Genomic DNA, 16,042 nt, shown 5'->3' on the forward strand with positions numbered 1-16,042 from the left:
TTGGTTTTTAATATTTATTTTGTTCAATTAAACCGTTACTGGAAATAATCTCTGTACGGGGAAGCGGCGCAGCAAAACGCCTTCCGTTCTTAGGCAACGAATAAGCCTGTGTAGGCTCTCCCACCGATACCTTTGCATTATTATATGGATAAAATGTTCTGTTAAGTACTACATCATCATTGGGATCGTCGTTGTTATTTAACCGCCGTATATCAAACCAGCGTTGTGTAAATGGCATTTCGCGGCGGCGTTCCTCCAGGATCAGTTTTATCGCGGCATCTTTACCTGCGGCCGTAAGATTCACCCAGGGACCAGGTTTCAGGCGCTTTGTCCGCAGGGTATTTACAGCTGTCATCGCATCGCTGATATTGTTGGCACGTGCCTGGCACTCCGCCTTTATCAGCAACATCTCAGCAACCGTAGGACCTGAAGGTATCCTGTCTTTAAAAAAGAAAATGTAACCCGGGTAACTATAGGCCGGTTTGATCAAACCACGGTCGTAAGAATAATTTTCCACGATATGATATTCATAACGCAGGTCGTGGTCCTGGTCATACAGATCCAGCAAAGCCTTGCTGGGTATATACCACCACGATTCATGATACAGCATCCGGAAGTACAGGAACTCTTTCCAGCCTATCATATCTGTCATGTCGGACTGGTTGTTATGAGTATACGGATATTTAATAGTCACTGTTTGTGCATTCGGTGTACCCGCATTAATCGTTATATTCCCGTCATTCCCGTATTTCATTTCTGTATTATAATCTACCAGCTGGCTGTACTCTGCTAATGCGGCGTTGGCATACTTCAGCGCTTCTGTATAGTTATTCTGGTTTAAATAATAACGTGCTGCAAAGCCGTTAACCCCTGCTTTGCTGGCCCGCCAATGACGGGGTGTTCCTCCCCCCGTCAGCGATACCGGTGTTTTCAGCGCTTCTGCCAGGTCTGATTCGATGAGGTTATACACCTTTTCCAGCGGCTGGCGTACTACCGGCTCTTCAAACCCGGTGCCCTGCTTCAGGGGTAGTCCGGCCTCCTGCTTATTGGCAGCTGTAAAAGGTAAACAGTAAGTGTTGGCCAATACCCAATAGCTGTAAGCCCTTATAAAATGTGCATCTGCTTTTATAACCGCTTTTTCCTCTTCTGTACCGGTCACTTTATCTACATAAGACAAGGCCATATTCGCATTAAAGATCTTTTTATATTCTCCGCTCCAGAACGATTCACGGCCGTCATCCGGGAGATTGTTGATGTCCCATAACGTAAACTCTACCTGTGCCATGGAAAATGTGGAAGGGCGGGCATTGTACAGGTCCAATGGAAGATCTGCATCATCAGTACTGTAAATGGCGGTCCTGTTACCTTCCTGGTAAAAGGTGCTATAATTATTCAACAGTGCATTTAACTGTGCCGTAGTAGTTACTACCAGCGACGATGTTTTTGACGGCGGTTCATTCAGGTATTTATCGCATGAACTAAATAAAGTCAGCAGCGCCATACCCGGCAACAAGCGGTATATTTTATTGATCAACATGATGGCAGATTTAAAGCGTTAATTTAAGGCCGAATGTAAATTTGGGCTGAGGCTTCATACCTCCCAATGGATATTCAGGATCTTCTCCGTAACTGTTGGCCAGTATGGTAAAAAGATCATTCCCCTGTGCATACAACTGCAGTCCGCCAATGTGCATAGCAGATGTCAGTCTCTTTTTCAGGCGGTAGGTAATATTTAACTCCTGCATCCGGATATGCGATGCGTTTGCAGCCAGGTAACTCATGTAAGGATAAAACCGGTCCCAGAAATAAAACTTAGGCTCATCATCATTCTGGGGCAGGGGCACTATCTTCATGGGATCGCCATTCATGACCTCACTCAGTTTCTTGTTGGGCAATACCCGCGATCCCCAGAGTACGGGATAATTAAATGACATGCGGTTAAACACATGGCCGAATTTTCCGGTAATGATAAATGATACATCAAAGTCATATATTTTGAAAGCATTGACCCATCCCAGCGTATAGGGCGCTACCTGTGTGCCCATATCCAGCATATAATCCCTGCCATCGCCAGGTGTCCAGCCGGTAAAATTATACATGTCTTTTCCCGCGCCCTTTACATAAGGCTGTTTATCATATACGCCTGCGTATTGAAAGCTCCAGAGCGTATTCGCGTCCTTCCCTTCCACATAGGCGCCGCTACCACCGGAATACAGCGTAGATGCGGCATAGTTGGCAACAAACAGTTTAGTGATTTTATTATTATTGTAAGCAAAGTTTACATCACCTCTCCAAATGATATCATTTCCTTTAATGGGGATGTTAGTGCCTATGGTAATCTCTATCCCGCGGTTGCTCATTTCCGCATTGTTCAATTTCTGTGAGGTGGTGCCATTAACCGCCGGAATAGATAATACTGCGATCAGATCCCGGCCTTTCTTATTGTAAACATCTACCTTACCATGCAGCAGGTCATTGAATAGCGTATAGTCGACCCCGAAATTCCAGGTACCTGTTTTCTCCCAACGTAACGTAGGATTTCCATAGCTGGAAACAGAGGCTTTAAAATCCTGTGTATAGAGGTCCGGTGTGGCCGTGGTGGCTATCAAAGGACGAAAAGCGGTAGACTTATCCACGTTACCATTAAATCCGTAAGTGAGCCGCAGGTTCAGCCAATCGATCCAGGAAATACCTGACATAAAGCGTTCTTTTTGCAATTGCCAGGCCAGGCCTGCCGACCAGAAAGGTGCGTAGCGATATTGCGGATCATCGGTGATCAGGTTTGAGGCATCTGTACGATAACTGCCGGATACGGTGTATTTATTGTTGAACGTATATGCGCCGTTGGCATAGAAAGAAAAATATCTTTCTGTTGTGTAAGAGAAAGTATTGGTGTAGGAGAATGTCTGGTTATTACCCAGCCAGTTTTTAATCGGTGAAAAAGTGCCTCCTGGTCCGTTCGGGAAGGTGCCCAGGGTAAGGGTTTGATCATTATAACCATAAGCCGTAGGATTACCGAAAGTTTGCGCAACCAGGCTGTTGATTTCCGAGCCTGCAATTACATTTACTTCATGTTGCTTTCCGAACCTTCGGCTGAAATTAACCTGGTTACGGAAATTATACGACTCTGCCTTGTTCCTGCTTTGTGTAAGCATCCCTCCTTTAGGCAGGTTCAGGGTGATGGCGCCCGTCGATTGATTCCAGCTGGCAGCAGTATTCACCCTGCTTCTGACGTAAAATGTCTGGTCGTTGTACAACCCACGGTTAAACGTGTTAAACAGCTCGTACTGAATTTTGCTATCGAACGACAACCCTTTCATTAATCGGAATGTTAGCCCTGCCTGCATCCTGGCGTTTAGCTGCTTAGCGGTGATATCCCGGTTATTCACTTCCTGGATAGGGTTGTAAGTCCAGTCAGGATAAGGAAACTTATTCATGGGTACCGACCGGGTTAATATTGGCCAGTAATACTGGCTGATATTAGTAAGAGAGCCATCGGGATTCGTCAACATATCATAGGGCGATAATCCTTTGATATCATCCAGCGTTACGCCGTTGTTATGCGCGTCATTGTACTGCAGCATAGCATTAGCATTAAAATCGAGCCATTTAAATATATTGGCATTGGCGCGATAATTAAACATATAGTTGTTGGCATTTGTTCCTCTGAAGTTTGATTGTCTTTTTCCAAACAACAGGGATAGTACATTGCTCATCCGCTGGGAGCCGCCATAAAGGGTAAGATTATATTGCTGATCTAACGGGTTAGCCAGCAGGTTTTTTGATATCTGGGAACGGTTATCCTGTGTTTTCAGCTTTTGCAGCACGGCATCGCGATCGGCAGTTGACAGGTAACCGAGATAATTTTCACTCAGTGCCACTGTAGCCTGTGACCATTGCTTACCATAGTTAGTAGTCAGGTCGCCAGAGTTGACCTGTGCTCCCCATCTGTTAAAGGTCAGTTTCTCATATTCCACAGTTTCTGCAGATGATGCCAGTGGATTTACATAATCAAGATCAAATTTATTACCCACACGGGTAAAGGCGGAAAGCTCCACCCGTAGCGGCACACCGTGGGCAGATTTTTTTGTGGTAATAACAATAACGCCATTCGCAGATCTGGCGCCCCAGATAGACGCTGCTGCCGCATCTTTCAGGATGGTGACACTTTCTACGTCATTGGGGTTAACAGAATTGAAATCGCCCTGGATAGGAAAACCGTCCACTACAACAAGCGGGGTAGCAGTGGCATATAAGCTGGTTTTTCCCCTGATTTCAAAGGTAGGGTTCCCATCAATGTCCAGCTTGGCCTGCATACCGGCTGTGGTGCCTATCAGGCGCTGGGCAATATTAACAGCCGGTTTGTCGAGCTGCGATTTGCTGATCACATCAAACGAACCGGTAGCGCGCTCTTTGGATATGGTTTGATAGCCGGTAGATACTACGGCCACAGCATCCAGCACATTGGTTTTTGTTTTTAATACAATGGAGAGAAAATTTTTGCCATCCGCTGTCATTCTTTGCGTTTCATACCCCACACTACCGATAATTAAGATGGCATTGTCTGCCACGCCGGTTAGCGTAAACTCGCCGTTCTCGTTAGTGATGGCTCCCATAGCTTTTCCCTCTACACGTACACTCACACCGGCCAGCGCTTTACCATTTTCATCTGTAATACGACCACGAATAGTAGTGGCCACCAGCATCTGCAACGGAATCGATGGAAAAAGCCTGCTGGGTACGCGCCTCACAATAATAAGATGGTCTTCTATACTGTACGCGTAGGGTAATCCCTTTAAACAAGCATCCAGCGCTTCTTTCATCGTTACGTTCTTTAACTGGAGATCCAGCAACGTATTACTTTCCAGCAACGTATTGTCGGCTATAAAGGAATAACCGGACTGTTTTTTAATTTCGCTGAGCGCGTGTCTTATGGTCAGGCTTCCCTTTTTGATAGTGATATACTGAGAGTAGGTTTTAGCGCTCAGATGCAGTGCGATGATGAGTAATAATATAGTCAGCCGCATGATCTTCCAGATTAAAAGGGGCAATAGTTTACCCCTGCCCGTAAGGGCATTCCCATTAACAATAAGTTTCATAAATTTGGTTTGTTCGGTGGTACTTTAAAAACGAGGTCCTTAAGCAGATTTGGTTCACAAGGTATCCTGAATAACTGCCGGGGGTGAGTCCTAATCACTTCCGGCCTTTTTTTCAGGGCATACCGGTGGCCTAACAACTATCCTGTTGTCATATTAATGTTTTTTGGTTGATGAATAAATTCTTATTTAGCGGAAACGATCAGTGTCCGGTCTTCCAGGCGTGCGTTAACGCCATATACAGTTAATGCTTTTATTACGTCAGATAAATATACATTCCGGTCTATCATACCTATAAAGCCGGTTTCCGGTAATGTTCCCTCAACTTTTATGTCAATATTATACCATCGTGCTATTTTTCTCAGGAGCGCCTGTAGGTTGTTACTTTCCAGGGAAAGCTGGCCATTTATCCAGGCCATCGCATCGGCCGGATTATCCACTTTACTAACGGTGACCTGATCCTGCCCAACACCCACTTGTGCCTGTTCTCCAGGCTTCATCAATATGCCGTTTACCCGTATCAGTCCCTCTACAAGGGTCGTTTTCATGACCGGCTCGTCGGTATAGGCATTGATGTTAAATGCAGTACCAATATCCTCTATCACATGTTTGTCCACCCGCACTTTAAAAGGTTGCTTTTCGTTATGTATTACCTCAAAATAAACCTCGCCTGTAATATCCACGATCCGCTCTTTGCCGTTAAAACTTAACGGGTAACGGATAGAGCTGGCAGCGTTCAGCCATACCCCGCTTCCATCCGGCAACACCATTCGCCACTGCCGGCCTTTATCAGTAGTCACTTCATTATACACTTCTTCACTGGTTGTTCCCTGGTATTTTATCATTCCATTCTCTTTTATCACCTTCACTTTCCCCTGTATGGCCACCGTACCATTACCTGCGCTGTCCAATACCAGTGTACTGCCGTCCGAGAGGTGCAGTACCGCGCCATTACCTCCGGGTGCAATATCCGTTCTGGCAGCAAGCATCGGGGAACCTGCTCCCCTGGCATGTTGCAGCCACCAATACATACCGGCGCCTGCCAACAGCAAAACGATAGCTGCAGCAGCAGCCCACATCCGCATACGGCGTCGGTAAGACAATTGCATCGTTTTGACAAAAGGCATTTCTATCCTTTTGCCATCGGGTTGGCGAATACTCTTCAGCAACTCCGCCTTTATATCATCCTGCAACCCGCTGCTGTCCTCCATATTGTCTGATCCGGTGTTCAGGTTATCCAGGCTATCCATATAACTTTCAATAAAACGCACTTCAGCGGGGCTCGCCTGCCCTGCCTCATATTTTTTGAGTATGGATAGCAAATACTTCTGGTGCCAGTCAGAAAGTTGCATAAAACGCCTTTTTAGTATAGTCACAAAAAAGGACACCTCTTCCCGAAAAAAAATAACTTTTTTTCCTTTATCAGATGAAAAAGTGAAGAATGGCTACCAGCGTACCAAACCTGGTACGCAGGTGACGGAGAGATAGACTTAAATTATTCTGTATCGTCTTGGGCGAAAGGTTCATTTCAACCGCTATTTCCTTCACAGACAGCTCCTTCAGGAAATATTGTATAAAAATCCGGCGCTGGGTTTCCGGTAATATATCTACCCAGCCTTCCAGCAGCTTTATGAGATCCTTTTGTTTCAATACCTGGTCCGCCTCGTAAGGGGAAAAAAGCAAGGTTTCGAATAAATCAAAAAAAGCAGGAATCTTATTCCGGTTGATGTAATTGATCAGCCTGAATCGGACCGCCTGTTCCAGGTAGGCAGGCAGGTAGCTGATGTTTAGCGTTTCCCGGCGTTTCCAGATATCCAGGAATACGTCATGCACAATTTCTTTGGCCTGCTCCCTATCTGCTTTCTTACGGCAGGCGGATCTGTAAAGCTGGTTCCAGTAACGATCATATATTTCAGTAAAAGCGCCTTCATCGCCGCATTTAAGCAGCGCAATCAGTTGCTCATCTGTATGTATATCGTACTGGGACATAAAAAAATATAGACAATGGTTGGTCCCCTAAAGATAATCCGTTTTCGTTCAGATGTTTAAAAGATTTTTTGGGCAAAATGCGGCCCTATTTCTTTTTTTATAGATTAATAGTAAGATAACATTCGGCCTACCAGCTCCATCCATGGCCCAATACGCGCCAAAGGAAGCGCTAAACAAGCCATTATCTTCCATTCCAAAATTTATTATTTGCCCGAAAGCCATATACTTTTGTCAGTAGTAACTGTACTTTCTGCACTCAATGGCATTTAACGAACTGACTGACTTAAATCTGTGGCTCCAGGTAAAACAAGACAAGGGTTCTGCTTTTAAAACACTTTTCGACAGGTACTGGGAAAAGCTATATATCTATGCATTTAACCGCTTAAAGTCGGAAGCAGACGCGCAGGATATAGTACAGGAAGTAATGATCAGCCTATGGTCGCGACGCGCCTCCCTGGATATCGAAACTACCCTGGCCGCTTACCTGCATGCTGCCGTACAATATGAAGTGCTGAACCATTTTTCCCGGGCCGCTAAAAATGCCGGCCGGAGCCAGGAATACGAACAAAACATCTTACCCGAATTAAACAGCTATATAGCACCCTTGCATATGAAAGAATTGGCAGCACTGGTGGAAGTTGAAATAACCAGGCTGCCCGAAAAAATGCAACAGGTTTACCGGCTACGCCAGGAAAAAAATCTATCTGTAAAAGAAATCGCCCGCCTGTTAAATATCTCTGAACAAACCGTTCGTAATCAACTTAATTCAAGCTATCAAAAGCTTAAAAAGCATTTAAAAGAAGCGATGCTGATCGCCATATTTCTACACAGCAACTAAGTCTTCCCATTTGGTAATAATTTGGTAACAATGCCCGGATAGTTAAAATCCCGTTTTTGGAGGCATATAGTCAGGAACATAAAAAGCTCCGGGTTATATGAACATAGCAACAATCAGGGAAATGGTTGACAGGTACCTTCAAGGCACGGCAACCGGCCAGGAAAAACAATTCATAGAAAAATGGCTGCAGGCACGGCCCGAAGATGAGCAATCTTTACAGGACCGGGACAGGCATACGATTCATACGGCGCTCTGGCAATCATTTACACATCGTACCAATTGGTCATCTTTCGCCACACCGCCGGTGGTCCGTAAATCATATTCCCTGTCTAATTACCGTTCGTGGATAGGATATGCCGCTGCCATTATTGTGATACTCTCCGGTACCGTGTGGTTAACTACCCCCTTATTTAAAAAGCAATCACCCGCTGCACAAACAATTATTGCGTTAAAGGGCGTCCACAAAACAGTGCAGCTGCCAGACAGTAGTATAGCGCATCTCTTTCCCGGCGCCACATTGGTAATCCCTGGTAATTTTAATACCAAAGAACGGCCCGTCACCCTTTCCGGGAAAGTCTTTTTCGAAGTAAAACAGGATCCCGCCCGCCCCTTTTACGTGCAGTCGGGCAAGTTACGTACCCTCGTATTGGGTACCTCCTTTGAAGTAACGGCACAAGACAGTTTTCATACTGCCGTTATTGTACGTACCGGTAAGGTGGGCATACAATACGATGGCCGGCAACTGGCCGACCTGAGCCCCGGGAAACGACTGAGATATGATGTGCAACAAAACAATTTTGCGATCGATGAAGTAAATGCCGCCATGCTCTGCGAATGGTGGAATAATGGAATGGTTTTCAACCAGTCACCTTTTGAGGAGGTGGTTCAATCTATCTCCGACTGGTACAATGTCCCCATTGAAATTACCGGTACAAAATGGAAACAGGAGAAAGTAACTATCCGTATCAAAGACCGGTCGCTTACTGACGCCCTTTCATTGCTATCAGCCACCCTCGGATTTCAATATAAAAAGGAAAATAACAGGATTATTATTTATTAACAAACCTAAATACCTATTACGCGCATGATCAAATGAAAAATGAAAGAAATAAAAAAACCGGTCTGCGTTTCCAGACCGGAGTATGCTGCGCTGGTATCTCACCCCCTGCGCAGCATTGTTAAACGCACAGTTCAAGAAGTCTGTAACATTTAATTAATAAAGTTATGCAAAAAAGGATACGCTGTATCATTTGTTTTTTATTCAGTATGATGTTCCTTGTCACCCACCCGGTTTCGGCACAGGTAACATCAAAGTCGGTCCAACTTCCTCAAAAAGATATAAAAGGGAAAGCGGTACTTGCATTAATAGAAAAAATTGAACCTGTTCAATTCACCTATGGAAAAGAGGTTAGTGAATGTTTGGAAAAAATATTGCATTTCAATCATGACAATCCTTCTATAAAGGAGGTACTGGAAATGCTGCATAAAACTTCCGGTATCTCCTATAGTATCGGCAATGGCGCCATTATACTTAAGCCGGCAGCTGCGCCAGGCAACACATTCGACGAAGCGGCTGCATCAACAGGAAACGGCCGTGTTGCCGGAAAAATCATTGACGATGAAACCGGCGATCCTTTACCAGCGGTAACTATTCTTATAGGCAACCTGGGAACCACCAGCAAAACTGATGGTTCGTTCAGTATTCCCCTATCTAAAGGAAAATACCAGGTCCGTATCAGCTCCATCGGATATGTTTCCAAACTGGTGACTGATGTTGAAATAAAAGATGGACAGGTATTCCAGCTGAATATAACCATGAAACGACAGAAGGGTACACTGACAGCCGTTGTGATCACCTCTTCCGCCAGCAAGGAATCTACAGCGTCTTTATACACCCGCCAAAAGAACGAAGCGGGCATTTCAAACGGGATCAGCAGGGAACAGATATCGGCGCTGCCAGACAAAAATATAGGCGAAACATTGAAACGTATTTCAGGCGTTAGTACCGTCGATAATCGCCGTGTAGTCGTACGCGGCATCGCCGAACGCTATAACATTGCCATGATGGACGGAGCTGTTCTGCCAAGTACCGATGTACAGGTACGCGATTTCGAGTTCGACATTATTCCCAGTAACCTGATAGATAATGTGATCGTATCTAAAACCGCTACACCCGATATGAGCTTCGGTTTCGGCGGCGGCCTCATACAGGTGAACACATTTGCCATTCCCAACGAAAATTTTACCACCATAAGTGCCGGTACAAAATATATCTCCGGGAGTACAGGGAAAGATTTCCTGGGCTATGGCCGTGGGAAAAAAGATTACCTGGGATTTGATGACGGAGGCAGGAACCATTTTCCTAAAGACCTGATGGCTTTTACCAATGACAATTACAGGCTAACAGACCCTAATGCAATACCCTCTCCCGGCATTACACCTATTACCCCTGCTATGATAGCAGCGCAAAACATCAAAATAGGTGGTTTCGAACGGCTTGGCACAAGAACTTACAAAACAGCACCCGGCCAAAACTATCAATTCAGCCTCGGCCGCAATTACAATATCCACAACAGCCGCTTCGGCTTTGTAGCTTCGCTTACCTATCGCAATGAGCAGGCGATCGACGATATACCACGTTTTGAAAGAGGTAACTGGGAAAAAATTGGCAACGACCGGTACGATGCTATAACCGGAGAAGAGCTACAGCCAACCTTTTCTAACCAATATAACTTCGTCACCTCCTGGGGAGTGCTGCTCAATGCCGGCTGGAGCTCAAAGCACCACAAAATTACCTTACGCAATTTCTACTCCCGTGTTTTTAACAACCAGTTTTCCCGTATTGTAGGCTGGGGAAATGAGATTGGTGGAGAGCTGCCCGAAATCCGCGAGTACGACCGTCCAAAGTTTATTGACATGTTGCAAAACCGTATCAATGGAGAACATACTTTTGGCGCCTTTAAATTCGAATGGAACATAGCCCGCAACAGCGTTACCAACAATGAGCTGGATGCCGTAGAAGCCTGGCTCTATCCTTATAAAACCCTGAATGGAACCGTATACAACGTGGCGCCTACCGCACTGACTAACCCCGGCTATGGTACCTTTAACAGGGCTCAATACTATTACCGCGAAACCAATAAAATAGCAGAAGGTGCACTGAGCTACCAGTTTAAATTAGCAGGAGAAAAACAGTCGGTAAAAGCCGGGTATCAGTTTATGGAACGCCGCGGCTTATATGACTGGATCATTCTTCCGATCGGTAGCGCACAATCAGGTAATAGTATTTATCCTTATGTACCCGTACAGCAATGGGGGCAATTCCTGGACTTTAAAGATCCCCTGAAAGATTTGCTTTATTACCCTGCCGCCTTCTCCAGGAATGGATATGAGGGCAAGAATAACAACCAGGCAATATACGCCATGCTCGACAACCGCTTTACCAAATGGCTACGGCTGGTGTGGGGTGTTAGAGCAGAGTATTATAAATATGAAAGATTTAAAAATAGTGCCAACGACCTGGCGATTGATAAACTGATTGAACTGGGTGAAAAAACAAAGTATGTAGATCCGGAAACAGGGAAAATTGTAACCGCTACCGCCAATCCTGAAACAGAGGAGAAAACCTGGCGCTACCTGCCTTCTGCCAGTCTTACCGCCACGCCATTCAGCAACTTCAACATCCGTGCAGCATATTCCCAATCTGTTGTTCGCCCGGCGTTGATTGAAAATTCCTTAATGATACGTTACGACCCGTCCATTGCCGGCTACCGCCGCAACGAAGGTGTATTATCTACCGTTATCAACCACTACGACTTTCGCCTGGAGTGGTATCCTAAAGCCGGCGAAGTGATCTCCTTCGGCTATTTCTATAAATATTTTGATCAACCGGTGGAGCTGTATCGTAACTGGACAGATGCCAGCATGCGGGTATATCTAACCACCAGCAACTCTGAATGGGCAAAAGTACATGGCTGGGAAGCAGACCTGCGCAAAAGCCTGGGCTTTATTTACCCCGGTTCTAAATTCTTAGATAAACTATACGCCAGTGCTAACCTTACCCTCCAAACTTCTGTGGTACAGGCAGCCGAGTATGGTGGGAAATCAATGAGTGCCGACATATATGGCAACACCTACTCTTATCGCACAAAAAAACTGGTGAAAGAGAAACGCCCGCTATACGGCCAGGTACCCGTATTATACAACTTCGGGATGCAATATACCGGCAATCGCCTGGGCGCCAACGTAGCCTATAACCATATGGGTTATAAAACCTTTGCAACAGGTATGGAACCTAACATCGTAGAATATGAACGCCCGCGTAACCAACTGGATGCACAAATCAGCTATTCATTCCTGAAAAATAAAAAACTCAATGTAAGATTCAATATGAGTAATCTGACCAACAGCCCATACCGCTTTTACATCAATAGTAACGATACCTATAAAATTCAGGACAAATGGGCTGGCCTGGGAGGATCTTATATCACCGCTACAGAATGGTCCGACATCTACGAATGGAAAGATGGCTTCTCACAGAAATATGAAGCAGGTTATTTAGAAACCTCCTCCGACGGAAAAACCAAAATGAGAGTAGGTGATAAAGAAACCTTTGTCAGGAAAGTAGGCGCTTCGTTTAGCTTAACCGCAGCCTATACGTTTTAAGCTTCTCCAGTTTCTTAAAAATGAAAAAAATGAAAATCATTAATATACTATCTACCGTAGTGACAGGAACTTTATTGACAACACTACTGGCCTGTAGTAAACAAAACCGCGACTTTCTTTACGAAGATAATATGCTGGCGGTAACCGTGAAAGGTTACAATGCCAGCAGTGAAACATTAGCCATCAAACTCGATACCTTCGCCGTTACCGATGCGGCTCCAGGGAAGTTTGATGCCACCAGGGGCTGTATTATCCCGGCTGGTCAGTCTACCCTACAACTGAGCATCATGGAAACAGGTACCGGTAAAACGGTCATGAACAAAACATTGAAAAAGGAAGACAGCCCCGCTAATATAGAATTCTTTTATTTCAACGGGCAGGTAAGCAAAATGCCCGAAATACCTGCCTTCGAAAATAATAAGATCAAAATATCCTATATGTTTACGCCTACGGTTACCAAATATGCGGAACCTGTAGACATTGTTTTGGGTAAATACTACTTTACACCAAAAGTCTTCGAAGAAATCACCCGGATCAAAAATGTAAAGCCCAATGAATTTTCAGCACCAGTAACTATACCGACGTTCTCAACTACAGGCCAGGTATACAACGGACAGCCCACAGCGGTGTTATTCCTCGTTTATATTTATAAAGCAGGCACCAACGAATTCTATACAGCAGGTTCTGAATACACCTGGCATGCCACCTCCACCACTGCGCCCAAGCCCGCCGCTTCCACAGCAGCATCCAGGGTGTATATATTCGAAGAAGCGCCTGTTGGCAACAGCATGAGATTCGCTAAAAAATTAGAACTCTAAACATCAACGAAATGAGGAAATTTATTAATTATAAAAAGCCAACGCTTTGCCTGCTGTTATTATCAGCAATGTTCGCTGCCTGCAAAAAAGAAGAACAAAATGTCCGGAAAGCCATGCACGTGGTAGTAAATGGCTATAACGGATCAGCAAACGCACTCCGGGTAACGATAGATACAACTGTATATGGTGGAGATAAGGTGCTTAAGCCAATAGCAAAATTTGAATTCAATGTTGCATATGCCTACACTGAAAAGCAACAACAAAAAACAGTGGTGATAACTGATACAGTTACCAAACAAGTTATTTTCACTAAATCATTACCGCCAGGCGATACCAGGGCTGCTATTAATTTTCTGTACATCAACGGTAAAGTGATGGAGGTACAGTCACCTACGCCGGATATATCTACCAATAAACTGGGCTTCTATATTCATTACACAGATAACGAAACACCGCTGGATATATCTCTTTACAGGATGGATAATGCCACCGGTAAGGAATACAGAACTTATTTGGCTAAAAACGTAAAACCTGGCAGCTGGATCTATGTAGATTATTTAGCGGGAGCAGACTTCAATACTAAAACCAATGTAGACGATGCTGCCAGTCTTTGTTTTACCAGGACCGGCACTACAGATCAATGGGCATTTGAAGACGATGAAAGCAAAAGCAAGATGCCTGTTTCCGGCATACAGTTGCCGCTGGCAGGAGAAAAGGGATTGGTACAGCAGTATGTAATAACCCCCGGACCATATATGCTGGATTACGCAAGGATGTATTTTCATCCGGACAGGGTAAGATAAAAATTACTGTATACACTGCCTCAAAACGCAGGTGCTTTTTGAGGCAGTGTATAGATAGCCGGAATAAGAAGCCGACATCAATTCATCGAATTACGCAACGATGATATTTTTTTCAGTCAGTGGAGCCTTTATCAGCTCCAGATTATCTGTATAAAAAAGAGACATCTTGCGTAGATTATTAAAATACCTGACATCCTCAAAATTCTTTATATTGAAGGTGTCGTCTTCGCCGTCCCAAAACCAGCGCATATTGCGGTAAATTTTATTGCCTGCATCCTGAGAGATTTCGGTAACTTCATTTGCATACTTTTCATCTATTTCCAATGCCTCAAAATAGGCAGTAACTTCGGCAATAAAATGATACCCTTCTTTCTCAATGTCGATTACCCGCTGCTCGTAGTTTTGAATGAAATCATATAAATCAAACACGGGCTGTAATATTTTTTTCTCGTACATAAGTACCTGGATGACGGCCAACTTAAAATTAAAATCTTTAAATTCAATTTTCTTTCCATCAATTCGGCGAAACCTATATTTATCGGAATAAACTTTTGGAGGAGGCGGTGTAAAAGTACTGATACTAACCAATGAAAGGGCATCATTATTAACGTCAAACCAAATTTTGAATCCACCAGATAACAAGCTACCGCTATCGTCATAATCTGCTACCTTCTCCAGTTCGTTCTTATGCTGCCGGTAAAAATCACGGTAATCAATTTGTTCAATTACAAATTCTCCCGTAAAACCAGCAGCAGGCGAAAATTTCAGTCCAGGTTCTGGCTGAAAGGCAAGTTCAATCTGATCTACTTCTTTGTCATTTTTTGAATAAGCCACCATACCCCATTCATCCCAGGTATATACATGGTTGTGTTTTGTACGTGTATGCCGGGCATCCCCCAACAGTTGCTGTAATCCCGTAACTGATAGCAGCGTTGTCATTTCCTTTCCATTAATGACAAGCTTGTTGTTTTCAACTACTATTTGCATATGCTGTAAAAAAAAATCGAATAAGTAATAACGGCTCAAAAAATGATTTTAATTACTTTGAACACCGTCTGTTTATACACGTATCCGTTCCAACATTGCTATATTACAACTAAATATACAATCAAAAGAATCAACAATTTTCTCAATGGTTACCTGGCTAATAGCATGGAGGGCCAGATGCAAGCGATGTTGGCAAATCTGATATAAAGGCCATTATATGCAAAAAAATAGATTGCAGTAAAGCATTATCCGGCCTATATTAAATATAAATAGTCATGAATAAAAAAGACAAAGCAGCACTGGCAAAACAATTACTCAGCGCGCCACCCACGAAAGTGTACATCTATGTGGACGGTTGCACGACTTATCGGATGTTGATCATATACCGGGGGGAAGGGTTGTTCTATGCGGAAAATGATCATTGCCTCATACTAGAGAAATTTTCGGCGCGGGAAGCGAAGGTTTCTCTTGAAGGGACTGAGCAATGGCTAGATGGGGAACCAGTTGCAGATAAGGCTTTGCTTGCACGTAATCTGAAGGATTTTTACAAGCGGTCCTATAAAGATGATCTGAATATTATCTAGCCTTTAATAATCTTTTATTGTCGCCAAACGAAGCAGATGAAATTGAAATGGAGATACCCCCACATAGGTATTGGCATTTTATTAAGCCTCAAGTCAAGCTTTGCTGGTCCTGGCTAAAGCAATCATAAAACCTCAAACACATGGAAACACTGACCTTAAAAAACAAGGTAATAGAAATACAAAAAGGGCTGGTGTAACTAAACACCAACCCTCAAGAACCTCTAACAATACAAATAAAAATGTACTGTAATTGATTGAAAAT

Annotated in this window: 11 protein-coding genes; 6 read left to right on the plus strand and 5 right to left on the minus strand. The window is 44.1% G+C overall.

Annotated elements, in window-relative coordinates; genetic code table 11:
* Positions 1–7: 7 nt before the first annotated feature.
* From HGH90_RS07045 to HGH90_RS07060, 4 genes are all read right to left on the minus strand, one after another.
* Positions 8–1,537 carry a RagB/SusD family nutrient uptake outer membrane protein gene (locus tag HGH90_RS07045; RefSeq protein ID WP_168762346.1) on the minus strand — a complete coding sequence of 510 codons (1,530 nt, stop codon included), beginning with the start codon at positions 1,535–1,537 and terminating at the stop codon, positions 8–10.
* A 10-nt stretch (positions 1,538–1,547) separates the two neighbouring features.
* Positions 1,548–5,099: a SusC/RagA family TonB-linked outer membrane protein gene (locus HGH90_RS07050; protein ID WP_169190720.1), complete on the minus strand. Its 3,552-nt coding sequence runs from the start codon at positions 5,097–5,099 to the stop codon at positions 1,548–1,550.
* 182 nt (positions 5,100–5,281) lie between these two features.
* The gene (locus HGH90_RS07055; protein ID WP_169190721.1) at positions 5,282–6,448 is read right to left on the minus strand and encodes a FecR family protein; all 1,167 of its coding nucleotides are present in this window, start codon (positions 6,446–6,448) and stop codon (positions 5,282–5,284) included.
* Between the two features lie 70 nt (positions 6,449–6,518).
* The gene (locus tag HGH90_RS07060) at positions 6,519–7,085 is read right to left on the minus strand and encodes an RNA polymerase sigma factor (RefSeq protein ID WP_169190722.1); all 567 of its coding nucleotides are present in this window, start codon (positions 7,083–7,085) and stop codon (positions 6,519–6,521) included.
* A gap of 259 nt (positions 7,086–7,344) precedes the next feature.
* Here HGH90_RS07060 and HGH90_RS07065 point away from each other — a divergent pair, with 259 nt between their 5' ends.
* The 5 genes from HGH90_RS07065 (at position 7,345) to HGH90_RS07085 (ending at position 14,209) form a co-directional block, all read left to right on the plus strand.
* Positions 7,345–7,923: an RNA polymerase sigma factor gene (locus tag HGH90_RS07065; RefSeq protein WP_169190723.1), complete on the plus strand. Its 579-nt coding sequence runs from the start codon at positions 7,345–7,347 to the stop codon at positions 7,921–7,923.
* A gap of 97 nt (positions 7,924–8,020) precedes the next feature.
* Positions 8,021–8,983 carry a FecR family protein gene (locus HGH90_RS07070; protein WP_168762341.1) on the plus strand — a complete coding sequence of 321 codons (963 nt, stop codon included), beginning with the start codon at positions 8,021–8,023 and terminating at the stop codon, positions 8,981–8,983.
* Positions 8,984–9,147: 164 nt separating this feature from the next.
* Positions 9,148–12,588 (plus strand): TonB-dependent receptor, encoded by a 3,441-nt coding sequence (locus HGH90_RS07075; RefSeq protein WP_211092859.1) that lies wholly within the window; start codon positions 9,148–9,150, stop codon positions 12,586–12,588.
* A 29-nt stretch (positions 12,589–12,617) separates the two neighbouring features.
* Entirely contained in the window at positions 12,618–13,406 is a 789-nt protein-coding gene (locus HGH90_RS07080) for a hypothetical protein (RefSeq protein WP_169190724.1), read from the plus strand.
* Between the two features lie 11 nt (positions 13,407–13,417).
* Positions 13,418–14,209, plus strand: a complete 792-nt coding sequence (locus HGH90_RS07085) for a hypothetical protein (RefSeq protein WP_169190725.1) — start codon at positions 13,418–13,420, stop codon at positions 14,207–14,209.
* A gap of 90 nt (positions 14,210–14,299) precedes the next feature.
* On the opposite strand, the gene HGH90_RS07090 is transcribed toward HGH90_RS07085, so the two are convergent.
* Positions 14,300–15,235, minus strand: a complete 936-nt coding sequence (locus HGH90_RS07090; protein WP_169190726.1) for a DUF6892 domain-containing protein — start codon at positions 15,233–15,235, stop codon at positions 14,300–14,302.
* A gap of 236 nt (positions 15,236–15,471) precedes the next feature.
* Here HGH90_RS07090 and HGH90_RS07095 point away from each other — a divergent pair, with 236 nt between their 5' ends.
* Positions 15,472–15,780: a hypothetical protein gene (locus tag HGH90_RS07095; protein ID WP_168762337.1), complete on the plus strand. Its 309-nt coding sequence runs from the start codon at positions 15,472–15,474 to the stop codon at positions 15,778–15,780.
* Positions 15,781–16,042: the final 262 nt, after the last annotated feature.

Origin of the sequence: Chitinophaga sp. Ak27 (assembly GCF_012726295.1) — a bacterium.
GTDB lineage: Bacteria > Bacteroidota > Bacteroidia > Chitinophagales > Chitinophagaceae > Chitinophaga.

What these genes read in the sequence shown, in the direction of transcription:
- HGH90_RS07045 (WP_168762346.1), bottom strand. Translation starts at nt 1,537, where the DNA reads ATGTTGATCAATAAAATATACCGCTTGTTGCCGGGTATGGCGCTGCTG.
- HGH90_RS07070 (WP_168762341.1), top strand. Translation starts at nt 8,021, where the DNA reads ATGAACATAGCAACAATCAGGGAAATGGTTGACAGGTACCTTCAAGGC.
- HGH90_RS07050 (WP_169190720.1), bottom strand. Translation starts at nt 5,099, where the DNA reads ATGAAACTTATTGTTAATGGGAATGCCCTTACGGGCAGGGGTAAACTA.
- HGH90_RS07060 (WP_169190722.1), bottom strand. Translation starts at nt 7,085, where the DNA reads ATGTCCCAGTACGATATACATACAGATGAGCAACTGATTGCGCTGCTT.
- HGH90_RS07085 (WP_169190725.1), top strand. Translation starts at nt 13,418, where the DNA reads ATGAGGAAATTTATTAATTATAAAAAGCCAACGCTTTGCCTGCTGTTA.
- HGH90_RS07055 (WP_169190721.1), bottom strand. Translation starts at nt 6,448, where the DNA reads ATGCAACTTTCTGACTGGCACCAGAAGTATTTGCTATCCATACTCAAA.
- HGH90_RS07075 (WP_211092859.1), top strand. Translation starts at nt 9,148, where the DNA reads ATGCAAAAAAGGATACGCTGTATCATTTGTTTTTTATTCAGTATGATG.
- HGH90_RS07095 (WP_168762337.1), top strand. Translation starts at nt 15,472, where the DNA reads ATGAATAAAAAAGACAAAGCAGCACTGGCAAAACAATTACTCAGCGCG.
- HGH90_RS07065 (WP_169190723.1), top strand. Translation starts at nt 7,345, where the DNA reads ATGGCATTTAACGAACTGACTGACTTAAATCTGTGGCTCCAGGTAAAA.
- HGH90_RS07080 (WP_169190724.1), top strand. Translation starts at nt 12,618, where the DNA reads ATGAAAATCATTAATATACTATCTACCGTAGTGACAGGAACTTTATTG.